Source organism: Tychonema sp. LEGE 06208, assembly GCF_015207505.1.
Classification (GTDB): domain Bacteria; phylum Cyanobacteriota; class Cyanobacteriia; order Cyanobacteriales; family Microcoleaceae; genus Microcoleus.
The window spans coordinates 1-17,637 of sequence record NZ_JADEWT010000129.1; the positions used below are offsets into that span (position 1 = coordinate 1).

A 17,637-nucleotide genomic window follows, 5' to 3' on the forward strand; every position below is an offset into this window, starting at 1 on the left:
GGAGAGGGGGAGAGAGGGAGAAGATTTTTGATCGATCGTCGAAATATACAATGTTTATTTGCACAACAGCTTATCTGGTCAATTACCCCTCAAAAAAACAGAAAATCGCCCGCTAACAATCATTTTTCCGGCGGTTATATCGTTTCCGCTTGCATCGTCAGGTGATTTAACCTTATTAGTACACAGAGTACACAGAGGGAGAGGATATATATATGAATCATTCCGATGCTACCGGATTTGATATTAGATGGGTTCCCAGACTCTTCCACAGCAACCAGTTACAAACTTTCAAAGAAAAAAATGGTAAGGTGCGCGTTGCACAGCCTACAGATCGAGTTTTTGTGTCTGGGAGTATCCTTTATATTTTTAAGCTGGAAATGACACGAATAGAGAAGCAATACCGATCGCGATCGCACCAATCCCCATCACAAAAGACCAGAAACGGTGATAACTGCTAACCGTCGTACCGCTATCGCTTTCAACCCGAATCAAATCCATCCAAGGCGCGACACCCCGGCGGAACCAACCCAAAGCGCTAACATCCATACCAATCAAACTTTTAACCCGTTTCATCCCAAACAGAAAATTACCAATCGGCCCAAAACGAGAAGCATAGCGCAGATAAATCATTCCCGTTTTGTCTTGCAATTTTAGATCGGAACCAAACGCATAACCCGCATCGCCGCGACCAATTAATTCGCCTTCTAGTTTCGCAGGTTGACCGCGCAAAGGACTTGCATAGGGGTCAGACATTAAGGTTAAAACATCCAATTGTTCTGCTTTTGTGTAATTTGGAAACATTACCAAAGTTTTGAGCAAAATTCCCGTACCCAAACCGATCAAAGGACAAGCAACTATCATCATCTGATTCGCAGCAGACAGCGAAATGCCGATCGCAAAACCCACCGCCAAGCCCAGAGTTTCCGCACTGTACAGCAGCAAATCGAACACAAAATTGCCGTACAATTTCCGCTTGCTCAAATTGCGGCATTCCCCGACAATTCTGCCCATATCAAACTCAATATTCAAGCCCAATTGTTCTGCGTAATTGCTCAAAGCGCGAACTCGCTTACCAGTTAGCGGGTGAGTTGAATTCAACTCCATCCACCAAGCCCAAGGATTAAACATATCCCACAGAAACACTCGCCCAATTTTTTCGGGTTCCGACGCAATCCGGTAAGCAGTACCAGTAGAAGTTGCAGCTTTGGCATCGTAAATGCCTAAAGCGCGAGTTCCTTCTAATAAGCGGCTGGGTTCCGTTCCTCTTTGTCCTTCTTCCAAAATACCGTAAGCAATTTTTACCAAAGCGCGGGATAAAGCGTTGGGGTTTCCGGTAGTTTCAGCGGCAAAATGGTCGGCAAAATATTCTCGCGTTCTCGACAAATACAGCAATAAATAAGTGCCTGCAATATAAAACAAATAAGCAACAGCAGCTACATTACCTGCCAAATCTTTAGCTTTGTCGCCTCCATTTCGACCCATGCGTCTGGCAAAGGTATAAATTAAGTAAGTAATCTGCACTAAAGTCGAAGCTAAGGTCATGACTGCAAAGTCCCAGTGGACGATGTGACCGAGTTCGTGGGCGTAAACAGTGGCAATTTCATCGTCGTCTAAATAGGTGAAAAGACCTTGACTGACGACTAAGCGAGCGCTGTTAGGAAAGGAACCGTAGGTAAAAGCAGTGGGGTTTTGGTCGTCGATAATTCCTAACCGTGGCTGAGTCAGTTTTTTCTGTTTGCAAACCTTCTTAATAACTTTCGCTGTTTCGGGACTGAGGTTTTCAATTTCTGCTAGGGAAACCCAGCGAGTATTGTAAAGCCAATTTTGGGTTAAGTCCATCAAGTAAGGCGATAGAAAAAAAGCTGCGATGTTAAAAATTAGGGTCATCGGAAGTGCGATCGCCAATCCGGTGACTGGATCGGGACTGTTGATAATCAAAACTGAGGCTAAGGATAGCGCCAACACCATACCAAATAACATGGTGATGGTGACGCCGGAAGCTAAAACGAGGTTTCCGCCAGTTTTCTGTATAAGTTTAACACCGGCTTTGGGCGATCGCCCTGCCTTGCGTAAAGGAGCTTGAGATGGCATAATAATCTCCAAAGGTTATTGACAAATGGTAATCGCCGTGGGATTTTATCTATACTTCACTGTTTTAACCTGTCAGTACGGATCGCGGTAAGGAGTCTCAACAAAAATATATAATTTCGTCTGTTTTTTTAAGAGTGAAAACCGCCCGCTAAATTTATTTGTGGGGATTCAATTCTCAACTCAAAACCGAAAACTATTTAAAACTTACTGCTATGTCGATTATTGAAATTGCCCAAAAAACGCGCGCATCTGCTAGAAAATTGGCAGTTTTGTCCGCCAATCTCAAAAATCAAGCGATTGAGGCTGTTGCTAAAGCTTTAGAAGCTGCTGCTGCGGATATTCTAGCGGCGAATGCTGCTGACTGCAAGGCGGCCCAGGCGGATGGAATTGCTAAACCGCTGTACGATCGCCTGAAGTTGGATGAGAGCAAGTTGAAAAGTGCGATCGCAGGCGTGCGAGATGTTGCCAAACTCCCCGATCCCATCGGTGCCGTGCAAATCCACCGCGAATTAGATGCAGGATTAATCCTAAAGCGCGTAACCTGTCCTTTGGGCGTTTTGGGCATTATTTTTGAAGCGCGTCCAGAAGCCTTAATTCAGATAGTATCCTTGGCAATCAAATCGGGCAACGGCGTTATTCTCAAAGGCGGCAAAGAAGCAGTTCGTTCCTGCGAAATCTTGACAAAAGTCATCCATCAAGCATTAGCAGAAACAGCGGTTAATCCCGCAGCCGTGCAGTTGCTCACCACGCGGGAAGAAACAATCGAACTCCTGAAAATGGATGAATACGTAGATTTAATTATTCCCAGAGGTTCTAATTCCTTCGTGCGTTTCGTGCAGGAAAATACCCGGATTCCCGTGTTGGGACACGCCGACGGAATTTGTCATTTGTACGCAGACAAAGCAGCGGATATTCAGAAAGCTGTAGAGATTTCTGTAGATGCCAAAACTCAATATCCCGCCGCCTGCAATGCTATTGAAACTATGTTAGTTCACAAGGATCTCGCCCCCATTTTTCTGCCCGCAGTTGCGGAAGCTTTGCAGCAGAAAAAAGTCGAATTGCGGGGAGACGAACCAACTCGCCGCATCTTAGAAAATATTGCCGAAGCGACAGAAGCAGATTGGTCTACAGAATACAGCGATTTGATTTTATCAATCAAAATAGTAGATTCTGTGGAAGAGGCAATTAATCACATCAACACCTACGGTTCCCGACATACAGATGTGATTGTTACCGAAGATAGCGAAGCCGCCGAAACTTTTTTAAATGCAGTCGATGCGGCTGGAGTTTATCACAATTGTTCGACTCGATTTGCTGACGGTTTTCGCTACGGTTTCGGTGCAGAAGTGGGGATTAGCACGCAGCAAATGCCGCCTCGCGGGCCTGTTGGTTTAGAGGGTTTGATTACCTATAAGTATCGAGTTGTTGGAGATGGTCATATTGCTGCGAGTTATGTCGGGAAAGATGCTCGGGAATTTACTCATCGGGAGTTGTTATGACGTTTGTAGTGAAGACTTCCGTCTTTATTAAACGGAGTTAACTAATGTCAGTCTCTATTTTTATAGACTACAAGCTCATTAATGATACTCAGTGGCATACTATTGAAATGTCACCTGAGAATTATTTTGATTTATATCTAGATGAGACAATCAGATGGGATTGTGTCCCAAAATACGATAAAGTAATTGATTACTTAAATGTAGATCGTAAACAGGTATCAAATACTACACTAAGGATAATTGATGATGAAGCAAGTGTCACCAAAATAATTACAACTACATTCTGGGATCAAGGTGAAAATACAATTGCTGAACGACTCGTTCGAGGTTTAGAAAAATCGTATTGGCTGATGGTCATCACAACTAAGGTACAAGATAACCCTGCTGTTTGGGAAATTTTGAGGTTGCAAAAAGAAAATGATGTCCCTATAGTAGAGTTTCATTCTTTTATAACAGATAATGAAGATGGCTCTGAAACTGAGAAAATAATTTATCCCATTAGGGAGGACTGATTTTTCCAACAGTGGTATAAAGTCGCACTGATGATGATTAGAGTTGGTGTATGTCAGTAGTTGACTTTTTTTATAAGGTGACAGGGATAATGATAGTAAATGGTATAGAATTCCTAGATGAGGATGCTGAATTTTTCCCAAATGGCTCCGTTCATGATGCTACACTTGCCAGCGATGCCGTGATTCAGGGCATTCCCTGTTTGGGCGATCGTAGTTTAGTTTTTTTTCCTTCCGAACGGCTTAAACTCTGCTGGCTATCCCAGACAAGTGTTTTGGATGGTATTCCTTGTCCTGGTGACCGTATAGTCTACTTGCACGAAAATGGTCAGTTGCTGAATGCTTCGCTAGCTTGCGATATTCAAATAGATGGAGTTTTGTACCCGTTAGATAGCCGTCTGACTTTTGATGAAACTGGCAAATTGTTGGAGTATTCCCAGAAACTAGACGCAGATCGATCAATCGAAGGATTTCCTTGCTGTTCGCAGTTTGTTGTGTGGCGGTATCCCGACGGTAAACTTAGTGTAATCGTGCTGTCTGCTGTGCATACGATCGACGGGCAAGAATATCCACGTGGTGCCGAGGTGTATTTAAACGAAGATGGAGAGGTCATCGACTGGCAATTAGTAAATCTGGATTCAGAGAAGCGTTATAAGCAGAAGGTTTATGGTATATTTGAACTAGACTGGGAATAAAAAAACGCGATGTATAAAGATTTATAACATTCAGAAAAGAGAATCGATAGTGCAGGAATTACCTTGGGAAAAATACAATAGTGCGATCGCCCCGATCGCGATTTGCCGATTCACAAATTATCGATCGCACTCGCGATTTCAGAAACCCGGTTTCTTTCTATATTTCTCGTTACCAAACGCAAAACTCGTAGAAACCGGGTTTCTAGCCCCATGTGTAAGCCCTGAAACTGTCCCAAGTGATGTTTTAACGCATAAAATTTATATCGACTATAATTTAAACAGTCAAACTCCTCTCCCCATCTAGCTTTATGACCATTACTCAAGATGCAGGTGTCAAGAGCAAAGCCTTTGATGATTTAATTAATTCATTTAATCTGATCAGAACCCTCTACACCATCCCCGATTCACGGGAAACTTTTAAATTCATCATCGATCAACAAACAATTACATCCTTAATTATTGAAGCTCACGATCAAATTACCACCCTATTTCCTGGCGAAAGATTAGAATTAGAAGTCAAAACAGACCCGGAAATAGCCGGAAGTCAAACTCTTTGGATTAATATCTATACTAAACTCGAAGTCGATGAAGCTTTTGATAAATTAATGATTCTGGATGAGACTTGGTGGATAGAAGCTGTAAGCTCTGTGACTAACAATAAGCTGCATATTAATCTAGAATGGGAATCAAATGAAATTTGATTGGTCTGAGTATTTGAATTTAGCAACCGAGTTAGCGGCTTTGTCGAGCGATTCAGACGATGTTGAAGCTAAATTACGTTCTGCTATAAGTAGAGCTTACTATGCAGTTTTCTGCTTGTCGCGAAACTACTTGCGCGATATTGAAAAAGACCCCCGACTATCTCGCAAAAACAGTTCAAACATCAATGAGCATCAATATGTAGCTGAGGAATTCATTTTTCACAAATCTAAAAACAAAGAAATGATAAAAACGGGGGAAAATTTAAGTAGATTAAGAGAGCTTAGAAATAAAGCTGATTATGCAGATACTATATTTAATTTACAAAAAGATGTCAACTATGCTTTAAAATTAGCTCAAAATATTATCTCAGCATTAAATAGTTTAAAACAAGATACTCGCTCTTAAGCAAAATGTCTCTTCTCCTTCATCTATCCTGAAAACAAACGATCGATCGCCCTCCCATTCAACCAAACTTAGCTGAAATAAGCTATACTGTGCTCCGGGACTCCTCAACTCGAACAATCCACCGTTGTTTATGTCAAACTCATCCCTCCTCGCCCCTGGTTCCACCCTCGAAAAACGCTACCGCATCATCCGCGAATTGGGCCGCGGCGGCTTCGGGCGCACTTACCTCGCAGAAGATATCAACCGCTACGGCGAAAACTGCGTGCTCAAAGAATTTTCCCCGGTTGTTCAAAGCCCCAAAGCGGCCGAATTGTTCGATCGCGAAGCGAATATGCTTTACAACCTCCAACACCCGCAAATTCCCCGCTTTCGAGAACTGCTTCGCACCGATTTGGGCGGTAATCCATCATTATTTTTAGTCCAAGACTACATCCCCGGTGAAACCTACGAACAAATACTTATATCTCGCCAACAGCAAGGTAACAATTTTACCGAAGCTGAAGTTACTCAACTGCTATTTCAAATTTTACCCGTTTTAGAATACATTCATTCCAAAAATTTAATTCACCGCGATGTTTCCCCCGACAACATCATCCAGCACAATGCTGACAAACTGCCATTTTTAATTGACTTCGGTTCAGTCAAGCAAATCGCAGCAACTGCCCTATTTCAGTTTAGGGGACAATCGGATACTGCGATCGGCAAACAAGGTTATTCGCCCGCCGAACAAATGCGACTGGGAAAAGTTACTCCCGCTAGCGATTTGTACGCTTTAGCCGTCACGGCTTTGGTGTTGCTAAGTGGCAAAAAGCCTCAAAAATTGTACGATATCCATAACAAAACTTGGGATTGGCGATCGCGCGTCACAGTCAGTCCAAATTTAGCCGCAGTGTTGGATAAGATGCTAGCAGAACAACCGGGCGATCGCTACCAGTCCGCAAAAGAAGTCCGCGAAGCACTCAAAGACCCAAAATTATCCCAAATTGGCAGCATCATCTCCCAAATGGTGACAATGAACTTTGTCGGTCGCCCCTTCAAATACAGCACTCAAACAGCTACCAACAACAGCCCTAACCCTCCTGTTGTGCAAAACAATCCAGTTGTTAACAGCAACACCAGCAAATTTAAGTTAATTCCTTGGAAATCAATAGCGAGTTTAAGCGTAGTTTTATTGCCGGGAATTATAGCTTTTAGTGCGATTACATCTGGTTTTAGTCTCCCCAAATTGCCGGAAATTCCAAAATTTACAGACCTGCAGCCTTCTTCAGATAAGTCTTTGGATGCAGAAATCGCTCGTCAAGAAAAGATTGGCAAGCGTCGCAAAAATCTTAATATCGAGCCGGATATTTTTTATAATAAAGTAGATGAATTGTTTTACAATAAATATCCAGAATTACAAGGTCGTACATTGACAGAAAAGCCCGAAGATGCACCGATCAGGCGGAAATGGTATGAAGTTGCTGAGAAATTTCTGGATAGATTGGAGAAGGGAGAACAGTTTTGATATTTAAGATAGAATTAAGAGCGATTGAACCGCAGAGGGCGCAAAGAGCGCAGAGGGAGAAGGAAAAGGGCAAAAAAAGAGAGGGAAGAGAAAGAGAACTTTATCTGGTTTAATACAAATTGGTTAGGCAACGCACTTTTAGTTTATTGCAAAATGGATTCTATTCAACTTACAGGAATTCGCTGTTACGGCTACACTGGCTATCTGGCAGAAGAACAAGTTTTGGGGCAGTGGTTTGAAGTGGATGTCACTCTCTGGCTCGATTTGTCGCCCGCCGGAAAAAGCGATGATATTAAACTTACTCTCGATTACCGAAGTGCAATTACTCTGATCCAACAGCTTGTCAAAAACTCTAAGTTTTTATTGATAGAAAAGCTAGCAGATGCGATCGTCCAAGAGCTTTTAGAACTACCTTTAGTCGAAAAAGTTAAGCTCCAACTCTCCAAACCTGCCGCTCCCATCCCTGACTTCGGCGGCAGAATTACTCTGGAAATTACTAGAAGTCATTAGTTATTAGTCCTTAGTCCTTAGTCCTTAGTCCTTAGTCATCAGTCTTTAATCTGCATTACTTTGTCACTAATGACTGATGACTGATGACTCATGACTATTGATTAATTCACTGGTTCCCAGGCTCTAGCGAAAGGAATCTAGATCCAGAGGCTCTGCCTCGTTTGGGGAAAGGGAGGCAGAGCCTCCGGATATGCGTTACCAGGCTCTAGCCTGGTAACGAGTATAACTTTCCGAAGTGTTGACTAATGACTGATGACTAATGACTAATGACTAATTACGAATTACCACTTCAGCAAATTAAACTCTTCCATATCTACCGTATTGCGGTTGCGGTAAATCGCCAAGACGATCGCCAAACCGACAGCAGCCTCAGCAGCCGCTACCGTGAGTACAAACACCGTAAATACTTGACCTTTAATCTGTACGGGGTCAAGATAGTTGGAAAAACCCATCAGGTTGAGATTGACTGCATTTAGCATCAACTCGATCGACATCAACACCCGCACTGCATTTCGGCTGGTAATTAAACCGTAAATCCCAATGCAGAAAAGTGCAGCAGCTAATAACAGGAAATACTGGAGTTGCAGTTGCATAAATTTTTTGAGTTGCTTTCAGTTAAAATTACTACAAAACAGACAGATCGGACTTCTTGCATAAATCCATGAGGTGCTTGTGGCGAATCCTACGCAAAATTAGGTGCGCCACAAACACCCTCGAATTACTTTGTTTCGGGTGAGGAAACATCACCTGCTGAAACTAATTCGCGCGGCCGTTCTGGCAAGCTGAAAGCTGGTGTTTCTGATTGTTTGCTTGACAGTTCATCCGCAAAGAAATCGCGGCGGGCTAAGACAATTGCTCCTACCATTGCCATCAACAAAAACAGTGAGGCTAATTCAAAAGGTAGCAAGTAGTCTGTGAAGAAGTGTTTGGCGATCGTTACAATCGAACTTTCAGCCGGTGCTCCTGTTATCGGCACGATCGCCCAAGGAGTAGACACTACCATCGTACCCAAAAGCGCAAACAAACCAGCACAAACCACTGCCGTTGCTACTTGACGAACCCAAGCGTTGGAAATTACGCGGAAGTCTTCTCGTTTGTTTACCAACATGATGGCGAACAAAATTAAGACGTTAACTGCGCCAACATAAATCAATACTTGCGCTGCTGCTACAAAATCAGCATTTAGCAACAGGTACAAACCCGCAATGCTGGTAAATACTCCACACAGCAAGAATGCTGAGTAAACGATGTTGGAGAATAAAACTACTCCTAATGCTCCTGCAATCATCATTACAGAGAGTATGCCAAATGAAACAAGTTGAACCCCTTCGGCTAGATTCACAATTTTTAATCCTCAATCATTAGTTTTCTATTGTTGGTTTTCACTCATTAGCTAGCAGTCATTAATCATTGGTTATTTCACTAATGACTGATGACTACTGACTAATGACTAATTACTTACTTTTCGACAATTTCCTCTGGACGGAGACCTGCGCGGCGATCGGTGTAGGAAACTTCGTGGGGGTCGATGACACCTTTCGGCAAATAAGCAAATTCCCGCATGGGTGTCACCATCGGATCATCTGTAACCTTGTAGGGCAAACGTCCGAGAGCCACGTTATCATAATTCAACTCGTGACGCTCGTAAGCGGCCAACTCGTATTCTTCTGTCATCGACAAACAATTAGTCGGACAATATTCTACGCAGTTTCCGCAGAAGATACACACGCCGAAATCGATACTGTAGTGCTTGAGCTGTTTCTTCTTAGTTTCTTTGTTAAATTCCCAATCCACCACAGGTAAATTGATCGGACACACCCTAACGCAGACTTCGCAGGAGATGCACTTGTCAAATTCAAAATGAATTCTGCCCCGGAAACGTTCCGAAGGAATTAGTTTTTCGTAAGGATACTGCACCGTAATCGGCCGACGTCTCATGTGGTCAAAAGTAACAGATAGCCCTTGACCGATATACTTGGCAGCTTGAAGAGTTTCTTTGGCGTATTCGCCTACTTGATTGAGGAATTTTAGCATTGTGTTCTCTCTCTGTACTTGAGTTTTTGGTAATTACTAATTGATAACAGGTAATTGGTTAACAGCTAATTTGTGTTAGCTATGGCCTTTTACCTATTATCAATTAACCGCCAAAAGCAAAGGGAAAGGCAAGCTTCAAAGCTGCGGTTAATAGCAAATTAACTAAAGCAACGGGAAGCAAAAACTTCCATCCCAAATTGAGCAATTGGTCTATCCGAACTCGTGGCAGAGTCCAGCGCAGCAGAATTGCCAGAAACAGGAAAAAGTAGGCTTTCAGCATGGTCATGGTAATGCCCAGCAAGCCAGTAAGTACCTGCAACCAAGGGGTCGTTTCGCTCAATCCCAGGGCATTGGTGAGGACTCCGACAGGAATGGGAGATTCCCAACCGCCGAGATACAAAACTGCTACTAGCAGGCAAGAAAGGACGAGGTTAACGTAGGAAGCGATGTAGTACAGAGCAAATTTCATGCCTGTGTACTCAGTCTGATATCCTGCTACCAATTCTTCTTCTGCTTCCGGCAAGTCGAAGGGCAACCGTTCGCATTCTGCGAGGGCTGCGATCCAGAAAATTAGGAAACCGGCGGGTTGTCGCCAGACATTCCAGCCGAGGATGCCGTAGCCGGCTTGTTGCTGTACGATGTCGATCGTACTGAGGCTGTTGGACATCATCACCACTGCCAATACTGCCAAAGCTAGAGGAATTTCGTAGCTGAGGGATTGAGCGGCTGCTCTGAGTCCGCCGAGGAGGGCGTATTTGTTGTTAGAAGCGTAGCCCGACATCAGTAAGCCGATCGGCTGAATGCTAGAAAGAGCAATCCAGAGAAATATTGCTGTCCCAATGTCGGCGATCAGCATATGCTCTCCGAAGGGGACGATTAAGTAGGACAAAAACACTGGAATCACGACAATGACCGGCCCGAGCGTGAACAGCAGCGCGTCAGCTTTTGCCGGTACAATGTCTTCTTTGAATACCAACTTCAGCCCGTCGGCAACGGGTGCTAGCACTCCCAGAGGGCCGATAAATTCCGGGCCGATCCGCTGTTGAGCTGCGGCGGAAATTTTCCGCTCCAGCCAGACGCTTGTCAGTACCCCGAAGACGGCACCGACAACCATCAGTACCATCGGCAAAGGTAGCCAAAGCACTTGGGCGATGTCCGCCGGTAAGCCCAAATCGATCAGGGCTTCTACGAAACTTCCTTGTAAGTCAATTCCTGGGTTCATGTTTCCAGATCAATGAGCGATCGCCATATAATTTTTCACCAGTCCTTCGTAGGAGCAGGCTTAGGGAGCGGGTCTTTGTAAAGATTTTTAATGCTTTACCGCCTATAAGTATATCGCCCGACAGCCCCGCAGAACGCACGGACGGGGTAAAGTTCTAATTATCTGAGATCCCAGGTTGGCTAATGAGCGGTAACTTATGGTTGATGGTTGGCTGTTGGCTGTTGACTTTTGGCTGTTGGCTGTTGGCTGTTGGCTGACTGCCCGTGGTTGTTTAGTGCTAGAGGCATAAATACCAAAGAAACCGGGTTTTTATGCGTTTCTGCCATCTGTAACGAAGTATTTTGGCAAAAACCCGGTTTCTGGACTACCCCTGGTTGTTTAGTCCTCTGAGCGAGATCTAGCCCAAACAAAAGGGCCCAGAGTTAACTCTGGGCCCTTTTAATGTTGTAAAGTGCCTTTCAAATGGCTTAAACCATTGATTTTACGTCACCTTTGCGATGGAACTGGGCAGAATCGAACTGCCGTCCAAAATGGGTATTTACCTTCCGATCGTTCACAGGTTTATCCCCTCTAATCCTTGGGGCGGGAACCATCTTTATCCCAAATGGGGGGATTTTCTAGTGATTGCTTTCCCGGCTAGACGACTAGAAACGTTTAGCTAGGGCATCCGTTGGGGGTTGTTATGCTGCTGTTAACGGAGTTAAGCTGCATACACTCTAAACCAAGCTCAAGAAGTTTTTAGGCTACAGCTACGGCTTTGCGAGCGAAAGGAACGATGTTGTTCGCATTTACTATTTTGTTTGAGCCGATATTAGCGAGAGTAGACTCCCTCTCGACCTGCATCACGGAGCAGCTTTCGCCACCCTGTCGAAACCATTACAGCCCCTCGTGTTCTCTTATCATAGCGAAGATTTTGTTTAACGTCAATCGATTTTGGATTGAAGATTTTGGATTGGGGATTTTGGATTGGGGATTTTGCACAAGTCGTCGATCGATACATTCACCGCAGATTTCAGGCGGATAAACACTGATTGACGCAGATAATTTCAGTCTGACGCACCGAACTTAGGTCGATCGTCCTGGATTAATGCAAATTTTCGTCCCAAACGCCGATGTAAATCCGATCGCGCTCGTTGCGTTCGATCGTACCTGAGAGCGAACCCTTCCTAAATGTAAACCGATTTGTCCGGCGCTGCTGCACATCTCGGAACCCCTGCAAAATCTCCCGGCTTGCGCCGCCCACCATCCCGTTTAAGGCGGTTTTGACTACCAAATCGTCCACCGACGGGGCAAAAGAACCCTCTGTTTGCACTAATTTGTCGGAATCGCGATCGTAAATGTAGCCGAGAGTAATTCGGTTCGGCAATATTTCGTAAAGTGCGGTGCGAGTATTGGGCCAATAGCCCCGACCTTGAGAGTCCGTGGGTTGTCCCAATTCCGCTAAAATCTGACTTTCCGGCGTACCAACGGCATATCCGGGGATTGCGGGATTCCTCCGATTGCTGGTTGTCGGTTGGTCGCTGGGTGCGGGCGATCGATCGGGCGGCAACTCTTTATCAACAAGTTTTTCTGTTGGTGTGGGTTCGACAGCCTCTGGAGAAGGGGCGGGTGTTGGAGAAGGCGAGAAAGGTGTTGGAGTTTCTGCAGCAGGCGGCGGAGTTTCTCTGGGAGTCGGAACCGGTGCGGGCGTGGAAGTGGGAATTGGTGCGGGGTTGACGCGCGCGTCTGGATCTGCTGGGGCCGAAGTGCGATCGTCCTTCGCTACCGGTGCGGGTTCGGAAGGTTGCCGGTTGAGGAAAACCCTCGCAACACCGACCAAACCTGCAACTAACAGGGCGATCGCCACGAACCCCAAAATCAACCAAATCTTGCGGTTGCTGCCCCCAGAAGACACCACAGCAGGCGCTGTTCTCACATTTGCAGGCGACTGAGCGCCATGTCCCGGCATCACCGCCACCGTCGGCCCGGTGTCCGGCGACTGCCCGCGCAGCAGACCCAGCCACTCATCTACGCTTCCAGGGCGATTTTGAGCTTCTACAGTCATCCCCCGCATCACAGCTTGACTGACAGTCGTACTTAACTCAGGCCGCAAGTCGCGGGGTGAAGGCATCGGCTGGCTGGTACGGAGAATTGCAGCCACTGGCACTTGTGCTGTCAGCAGAGTATAAAGCGTCGCGGCCAGACCATAAACATCTGTGGCGGGGGTATATTTTCCTTGGGCGAAATACTGTTCTGGCGGCGCGTAGCCGTCGGACACCATATTAGTGTGATTTTGGGTTGCACCTGCTGTAAACTCGCGGGCAATGCCGAAATCGATCAGCACTACTTCTTGGGTACCTTGGCGCAGGAGAATGTTTTGTGGCTTGACATCTCGATGCAGCAAGCCTTTTTGATGAACTGCTTTCAAAGCAGCCCCAATTTGAGTGATGTAGAGAATTGCCAGATTTTCTGGGAGGGAATTGTTTCCAGCGACTACCTCTCCCAAATTCTGACCGGCAATGTAGTCCATTACCATGTAAGGCTGTCCGTCTTCTACAAAGAAGTCGCTGACGCGGACTATATTCGGATGGACGCAGGATGCCAATCGCCTCGCTTCGTCTTGAAACTTGCGATCGAATTCGGCAAAATTTGGATCGCGCCGCAGAGATTCGTTGAGGGTTTTAATGACTACAGGCTGTCCTAAGTACCGGTGATTGGCCCGGAAGGTAATTCCAAAGCCGCCCCGTCCCAGTTCTTGTTCGAGGGTGTATTTTCCACCTTGTAAACTTTTGCCGATTAGCGCATCCATAGTTTCGGGCGATCGCATACCAGAGAATATCGCTGATTATGGCACGTATGGTGGGCCTAGTTACCAGTCTCAAGGGCGATCGCAATCCTCCTGTATTGCTTAACCTGTGAGAAACACTACTCATAATGCGTCCACATCCGCAAAATTCTTACCGTATTCTCGGACTCAATCACCTCGTACACCAGACGATGCTGAATGTTGATTCGCCGTGAATATGCACCTTCCAAATCTCCCACCAATTTCTCGTAGGGTGGCGGATTCTGAAACGGATTGGTTTGAATGATGTCGAGTAACTCTTGCGCTTTGTCTCGTAAATTGCTAGAAGCGAGCTTTTTGGCATCTTTCTGTGCCTGTTTGGTATATACCAGATTCCAATTCACCACTCCAACTCCCTAGCGCACTCCTCGATCGGCGTTGCCATTCCTTCCAGAATCGATTCCCGCATCCCTGGCACTGAGAGAAGATACAGTGTTTCTTGCACCGATGCCGAGTCAGCTTCAGAAAATAACACTGCATTGCTACTCTGTCCTGCAATAACAATGGGTTGATCCGCAATCTTAGTCATTGTCATGAATACAAGAACAACAACAGGCATGATGTAGACTGCTGCTGTACCTATTACTGGGGCGATTGCTGCTGAAACAGAACTCACAAGAGTTTTTTGTAGTACCTCTGACGAAGAAACTAGCTGTTTGTGTTTATCAGCGTATTTTTCATCGCCGCTTAAGAATTTTTCAATTTCATCCCGGACTTTTTCAATAAATAGATTTCTCGCTTGTTCGGCTCCAAATGGGAATGTGTTCTCTGGCATTGCATTCAGCCACTGTTTTGCTGCCTCTTCGTAAGAGTTAGTGGAATCCACTAGCTCCTTGATCCTTATTTGTTGGTATTTAGGCAGCGTTGTGAGCCACTCTTCCTTATCAACCTGAAATAATTGTTCTAATTTATTTTCCATATCTACAACATTTCCCTAACGTACTCAACAGAGACCGCATGAGTAGTCTGATGGAGGGTATGCGGATCTACTCCACCCAATGAAATACCACCTCCACCACCCGGAGCATATGACCCAATCAGGATAGCAACAAGCACTGTAGTTTGTGCAGAGAATATAGGGCTTCCAGATTGACCTGGGCGAGCCTGAGTGTTGAGGACGACATGCTTCGTTTTGACTATTCCATTTTTAATTAAGATTCTGGCACCTATCTCAGTTCGTTGATGAGTGAGTACCAATCTTCCATGATCTGCGTGAGGATAACCAAAAATATCAACAACACTGCCAAAATTTAGAAGATCTGTGCTACCCATCGATATATTAGAGAACCAATCAATATCAGCCGACAAAATACACAAATCTGTGAAAGGATCAATAGCTTCAATGCGAACCGGTATCATCTGAACTCGATCATCAGAAGTATCTTGATAGTCCTTGATGCTCGAATTATCAGGTTTTACAACCACGACTAGATTCTGCTCATCTTTATTAGTAACATGGGCAGCCGTAACAAACTTTCCAGGACTATTGAGTAGAGTTGCTGTACCAAGCAGCGATACCCCATTTGCTCCTGTTCGTCCGACCGCAAATACTATGTTTGCGAGAGATGAGTATGACATTTGACTTCTTACGATTAAAGTATGAACTTGCCATATAAGTATTAATTATACCACACTAGCAGTATAATAACACTCTCATTGATAGATCATACCGCACTTTCGCCAAAGTTATGTTTCTAAGTTAAGTAAATCGTACCGCAACTTCAACATCATACCTGATCAGAGTATCAATTGCCGCAGCAATAGCTCGCTCTTTCTCGAACCGCCTGTCTCGTCAGCTCACCGATCGACATCTTGAGCCGCCATCATTGCATTGATGTGGGTAAAGATGCGATCTAATTCCCCAATGGCATCGAGTTCCGCTGCCTCTTCTGCCATTAGTTGGTCGGCCTTCTTCTTCTCTAACAATTGTGACCTGCGCTGTTGCAGCGATTCACTAAATTTGAACAACTTCCACCGATCGACCTTTTCAATGCAAATCTCATGGATTAACGAGGAGGGTTTGTTGAGAATTGAAACCATTATCGGCGCCGAGCTTCGGGTTTTAGGTATTGAGTAGATTATAGCTTTTACAGTCCTAGGCGCACCATCGATCGATTCACGGGCAACCACGGGAGATTGCCCTGCCAAATATCAGATAAATCGGCTCACCGCACTCGCATAAAAATATACTATCGAAATGCTGTTCTCGGAACCCTGGCAAGTTGGTAAGCGCCCCGACTGTCCAACAATTGATATTGATTTGGCTGCAATCCCAATTGAACAAATTTTTCTGGATATCCCAGCAACAAAATAGAGGGAGAAGTTGGGTTTTTAGAGTCCTTAAGGTAATCAAGCGCCCCTTTGAGAGATCGGTAGTAAGTCACGGGTTCTTCGGTATAAAAAACCAGACTCGGTTTCCAGAAACCAACCATAATAAACTCTTCCCCCGGCAGTTTTTGTTGGACAACAACCTGCGCCAACTGTCTTAGAGGTAACTGGCGGTTGATATCAACTAAATTGTAGACGGGAGTGAGACCAAAGATGATAAATGCTACTAAGCCGATGAAGTTGGCAACCAAAATCCAGCGCTGTTTCCGCTTCCAGAGCAAAAGTGCGATCGCCACTGCAGCAGTTATCCAAATCGCACCGCCGACAATCAGCAATCCCGACTGCTGAAGTGCTTGCGGAAAATTGGGCATTGCCGGATCGTCTCCCAGCCAGTGGTAGCAGTAGAAAGTTGCTCCGGCTACAATTAGTAAAAATACAACATTGAAAATGTATGTGACTAATAGCCCTCGCGGTAAAGAATTCGGTTTTTTTTCTAACTTTCCCGGCCTGTTTTTGGGTTCGTTACCTGCAATAATATCGCTCCACAGCAGCGTCACCAAAATGGCAGCGGCGGGCAGTAATGGCAATACGTAACTGGGTAATTTGGTTACGGCGATCGTGAAAAAGCCAAAGATACAGCCGAACCAAAATAGGGCAAATAAACTTAATTGATCTCTTCGCGGTTGACGGCGCCAGTAACTGCGCTGCCAAAAACGGGTGCGGGCGATCGCCACCGGCAAATAAATCGACCAAGGTGCAAAACCAAGCAGCACTACAAAAAAGTAAAAATACCAAGGCGCTGAGTGCTTGTTGACTACTTCAGTAAAACGCTGGAAATTGTGATAGCCGAAAAAACTGTCAATATAAGTTTGACCGTTGGCTAAAATAACCAGAACGAACCAAGGCAGGGCGATCGCCAGAATAATCAAGATTCCAGACACCGGACGCATTTCTCGCCAAAGTTGCCGAAAATTTCCCAAATACAGCCCGAAGCTGCCAATAATCAGCGCTGGTATGACAATTCCCACAGGCCCCTTAGCCAGAATTGCTAGGGCAATTAGTACGTAACAAGTTAGATACCATTTATTGGGAAATCGCGATGCAGAAACTGTGGAAAATTCTGCTTTTTCTCTCTGTTCTTCTAAGGTGTAACCGAGGAAAAATGCCAGAAGTGCCGAACACATACAGCCGACTAACAGCATATCTGAAACGCCAGTCCGCCCCCAGGCAATAGTTTGGGGATTTAAAGCTATTAGCGCCGCCCCAATCCAAGGAGTAGAAAGAAAGAGGGGGGGAGTGGGAGAGGGGGAGAGG

General features: G+C 45.1%; 19 protein-coding genes and 1 other RNA gene. 7 read left to right on the forward strand and 13 right to left on the reverse strand.

From position 1 onward, the window contains the following. Window positions 1-366: 366 nt before the first annotated feature. Window positions 367-2,091 carry a zinc metalloprotease HtpX gene (locus IQ263_RS24405; RefSeq protein ID WP_194070711.1) on the reverse strand — a complete coding sequence of 575 codons (1,725 nt, stop codon included), beginning with the start codon at window positions 2,089-2,091 and terminating at the stop codon, window positions 367-369. A 212-nt stretch (window positions 2,092-2,303) separates the two neighbouring features. Between IQ263_RS24405 and IQ263_RS24410 the strand changes: the two genes are divergently transcribed. The 7 genes from IQ263_RS24410 to folB all read left to right on the forward strand — a co-directional run bounded on the left by IQ263_RS24410 (window position 2,304) and on the right by folB (window position 7,915). Next, the gene (locus IQ263_RS24410) at window positions 2,304-3,590 is read left to right on the forward strand and encodes a glutamate-5-semialdehyde dehydrogenase (RefSeq protein WP_194070712.1); all 1,287 of its coding nucleotides are present in this window, start codon (window positions 2,304-2,306) and stop codon (window positions 3,588-3,590) included. Between the two features lie 44 nt (window positions 3,591-3,634). Further along, window positions 3,635-4,102 carry a hypothetical protein gene (locus IQ263_RS24415; RefSeq protein WP_194070713.1) on the forward strand — a complete coding sequence of 156 codons (468 nt, stop codon included), beginning with the start codon at window positions 3,635-3,637 and terminating at the stop codon, window positions 4,100-4,102. An 89-nt stretch (window positions 4,103-4,191) separates the two neighbouring features. Further along, window positions 4,192-4,794 (forward strand): hypothetical protein, encoded by a 603-nt coding sequence (locus IQ263_RS24420; protein WP_194070714.1) that lies wholly within the window; start codon window positions 4,192-4,194, stop codon window positions 4,792-4,794. A 308-nt stretch (window positions 4,795-5,102) separates the two neighbouring features. Then, on the forward strand, window positions 5,103-5,495 hold the full coding sequence (locus tag IQ263_RS24425) for a peptidase (protein WP_194070715.1): 393 nt from the start codon (window positions 5,103-5,105) through the stop codon (window positions 5,493-5,495). Beyond that, on the forward strand, window positions 5,485-5,901 hold the full coding sequence (locus tag IQ263_RS24430) for a HEPN domain-containing protein (protein WP_194070716.1): 417 nt from the start codon (window positions 5,485-5,487) through the stop codon (window positions 5,899-5,901). Before IQ263_RS24425 ends, IQ263_RS24430 begins: the two co-directional genes overlap by 11 nt. A gap of 130 nt (window positions 5,902-6,031) precedes the next feature. Next, window positions 6,032-7,405, forward strand: a complete 1,374-nt coding sequence (locus IQ263_RS24435) for a serine/threonine-protein kinase (RefSeq protein WP_194070717.1) — start codon at window positions 6,032-6,034, stop codon at window positions 7,403-7,405. Between the two features lie 153 nt (window positions 7,406-7,558). Further along, a complete protein-coding gene (gene folB, locus IQ263_RS24440; protein ID WP_194070718.1) occupies window positions 7,559-7,915 on the forward strand; it encodes a dihydroneopterin aldolase in 357 nt (118 codons plus the stop codon). Window positions 7,916-8,196: 281 nt separating this feature from the next. Here the strand turns inward: folB and nuoK are convergent, their stop codons facing one another. The 12 genes from nuoK to IQ263_RS24495 all read right to left on the reverse strand — a co-directional run. Then, window positions 8,197-8,502, reverse strand: a complete 306-nt coding sequence (nuoK, locus tag IQ263_RS24445; protein ID WP_228050326.1) for an NADH-quinone oxidoreductase subunit NuoK — start codon at window positions 8,500-8,502, stop codon at window positions 8,197-8,199. A gap of 131 nt (window positions 8,503-8,633) precedes the next feature. Then, entirely contained in the window at window positions 8,634-9,257 is a 624-nt protein-coding gene (locus IQ263_RS24450) for an NADH-quinone oxidoreductase subunit J (RefSeq protein ID WP_194070719.1), read from the reverse strand. A gap of 116 nt (window positions 9,258-9,373) precedes the next feature. Next, entirely contained in the window at window positions 9,374-9,949 is a 576-nt protein-coding gene (gene ndhI, locus IQ263_RS24455) for an NAD(P)H-quinone oxidoreductase subunit I (protein WP_194011079.1), read from the reverse strand. 103 nt (window positions 9,950-10,052) lie between these two features. Next, window positions 10,053-11,171 carry an NADH-quinone oxidoreductase subunit NuoH gene (gene nuoH, locus IQ263_RS24460; protein ID WP_194070720.1) on the reverse strand — a complete coding sequence of 373 codons (1,119 nt, stop codon included), beginning with the start codon at window positions 11,169-11,171 and terminating at the stop codon, window positions 10,053-10,055. A 194-nt stretch (window positions 11,172-11,365) separates the two neighbouring features. Further along, complete coding sequence (locus IQ263_RS29515; RefSeq protein ID WP_255515926.1) at window positions 11,366-11,497, reverse strand: hypothetical protein; 132 nt, start codon at window positions 11,495-11,497, stop codon at window positions 11,366-11,368. A 169-nt stretch (window positions 11,498-11,666) separates the two neighbouring features. Continuing rightward, window positions 11,667-12,057: a transfer-messenger RNA gene (gene ssrA / locus IQ263_RS24465) on the reverse strand. Window positions 12,058-12,255: 198 nt separating this feature from the next. Next, the gene (locus IQ263_RS24470; RefSeq protein WP_339384750.1) at window positions 12,256-13,977 is read right to left on the reverse strand and encodes a serine/threonine protein kinase; all 1,722 of its coding nucleotides are present in this window, start codon (window positions 13,975-13,977) and stop codon (window positions 12,256-12,258) included. Between the two features lie 98 nt (window positions 13,978-14,075). Beyond that, window positions 14,076-14,339: a Txe/YoeB family addiction module toxin gene (locus IQ263_RS24475; protein WP_194070721.1), complete on the reverse strand. Its 264-nt coding sequence runs from the start codon at window positions 14,337-14,339 to the stop codon at window positions 14,076-14,078. Beyond that, window positions 14,336-14,914 carry a type II toxin-antitoxin system Phd/YefM family antitoxin gene (locus IQ263_RS30130; RefSeq protein WP_228050324.1) on the reverse strand — a complete coding sequence of 193 codons (579 nt, stop codon included), beginning with the start codon at window positions 14,912-14,914 and terminating at the stop codon, window positions 14,336-14,338. Before IQ263_RS30130 ends, IQ263_RS24475 begins: the two co-directional genes overlap by 4 nt. A gap of 2 nt (window positions 14,915-14,916) precedes the next feature. After that, entirely contained in the window at window positions 14,917-15,573 is a 657-nt protein-coding gene (locus IQ263_RS24485) for a S1 family peptidase (protein ID WP_194070722.1), read from the reverse strand. A gap of 219 nt (window positions 15,574-15,792) precedes the next feature. Continuing rightward, a complete protein-coding gene (locus IQ263_RS24490; RefSeq protein WP_194070723.1) occupies window positions 15,793-16,035 on the reverse strand; it encodes a hypothetical protein in 243 nt (80 codons plus the stop codon). Window positions 16,036-16,184: 149 nt separating this feature from the next. After that, window positions 16,185-17,637 (reverse strand): glycosyltransferase (locus IQ263_RS24495; protein ID WP_228050325.1); only part of this gene is annotated, 1,453 nt, incomplete at its 5' end.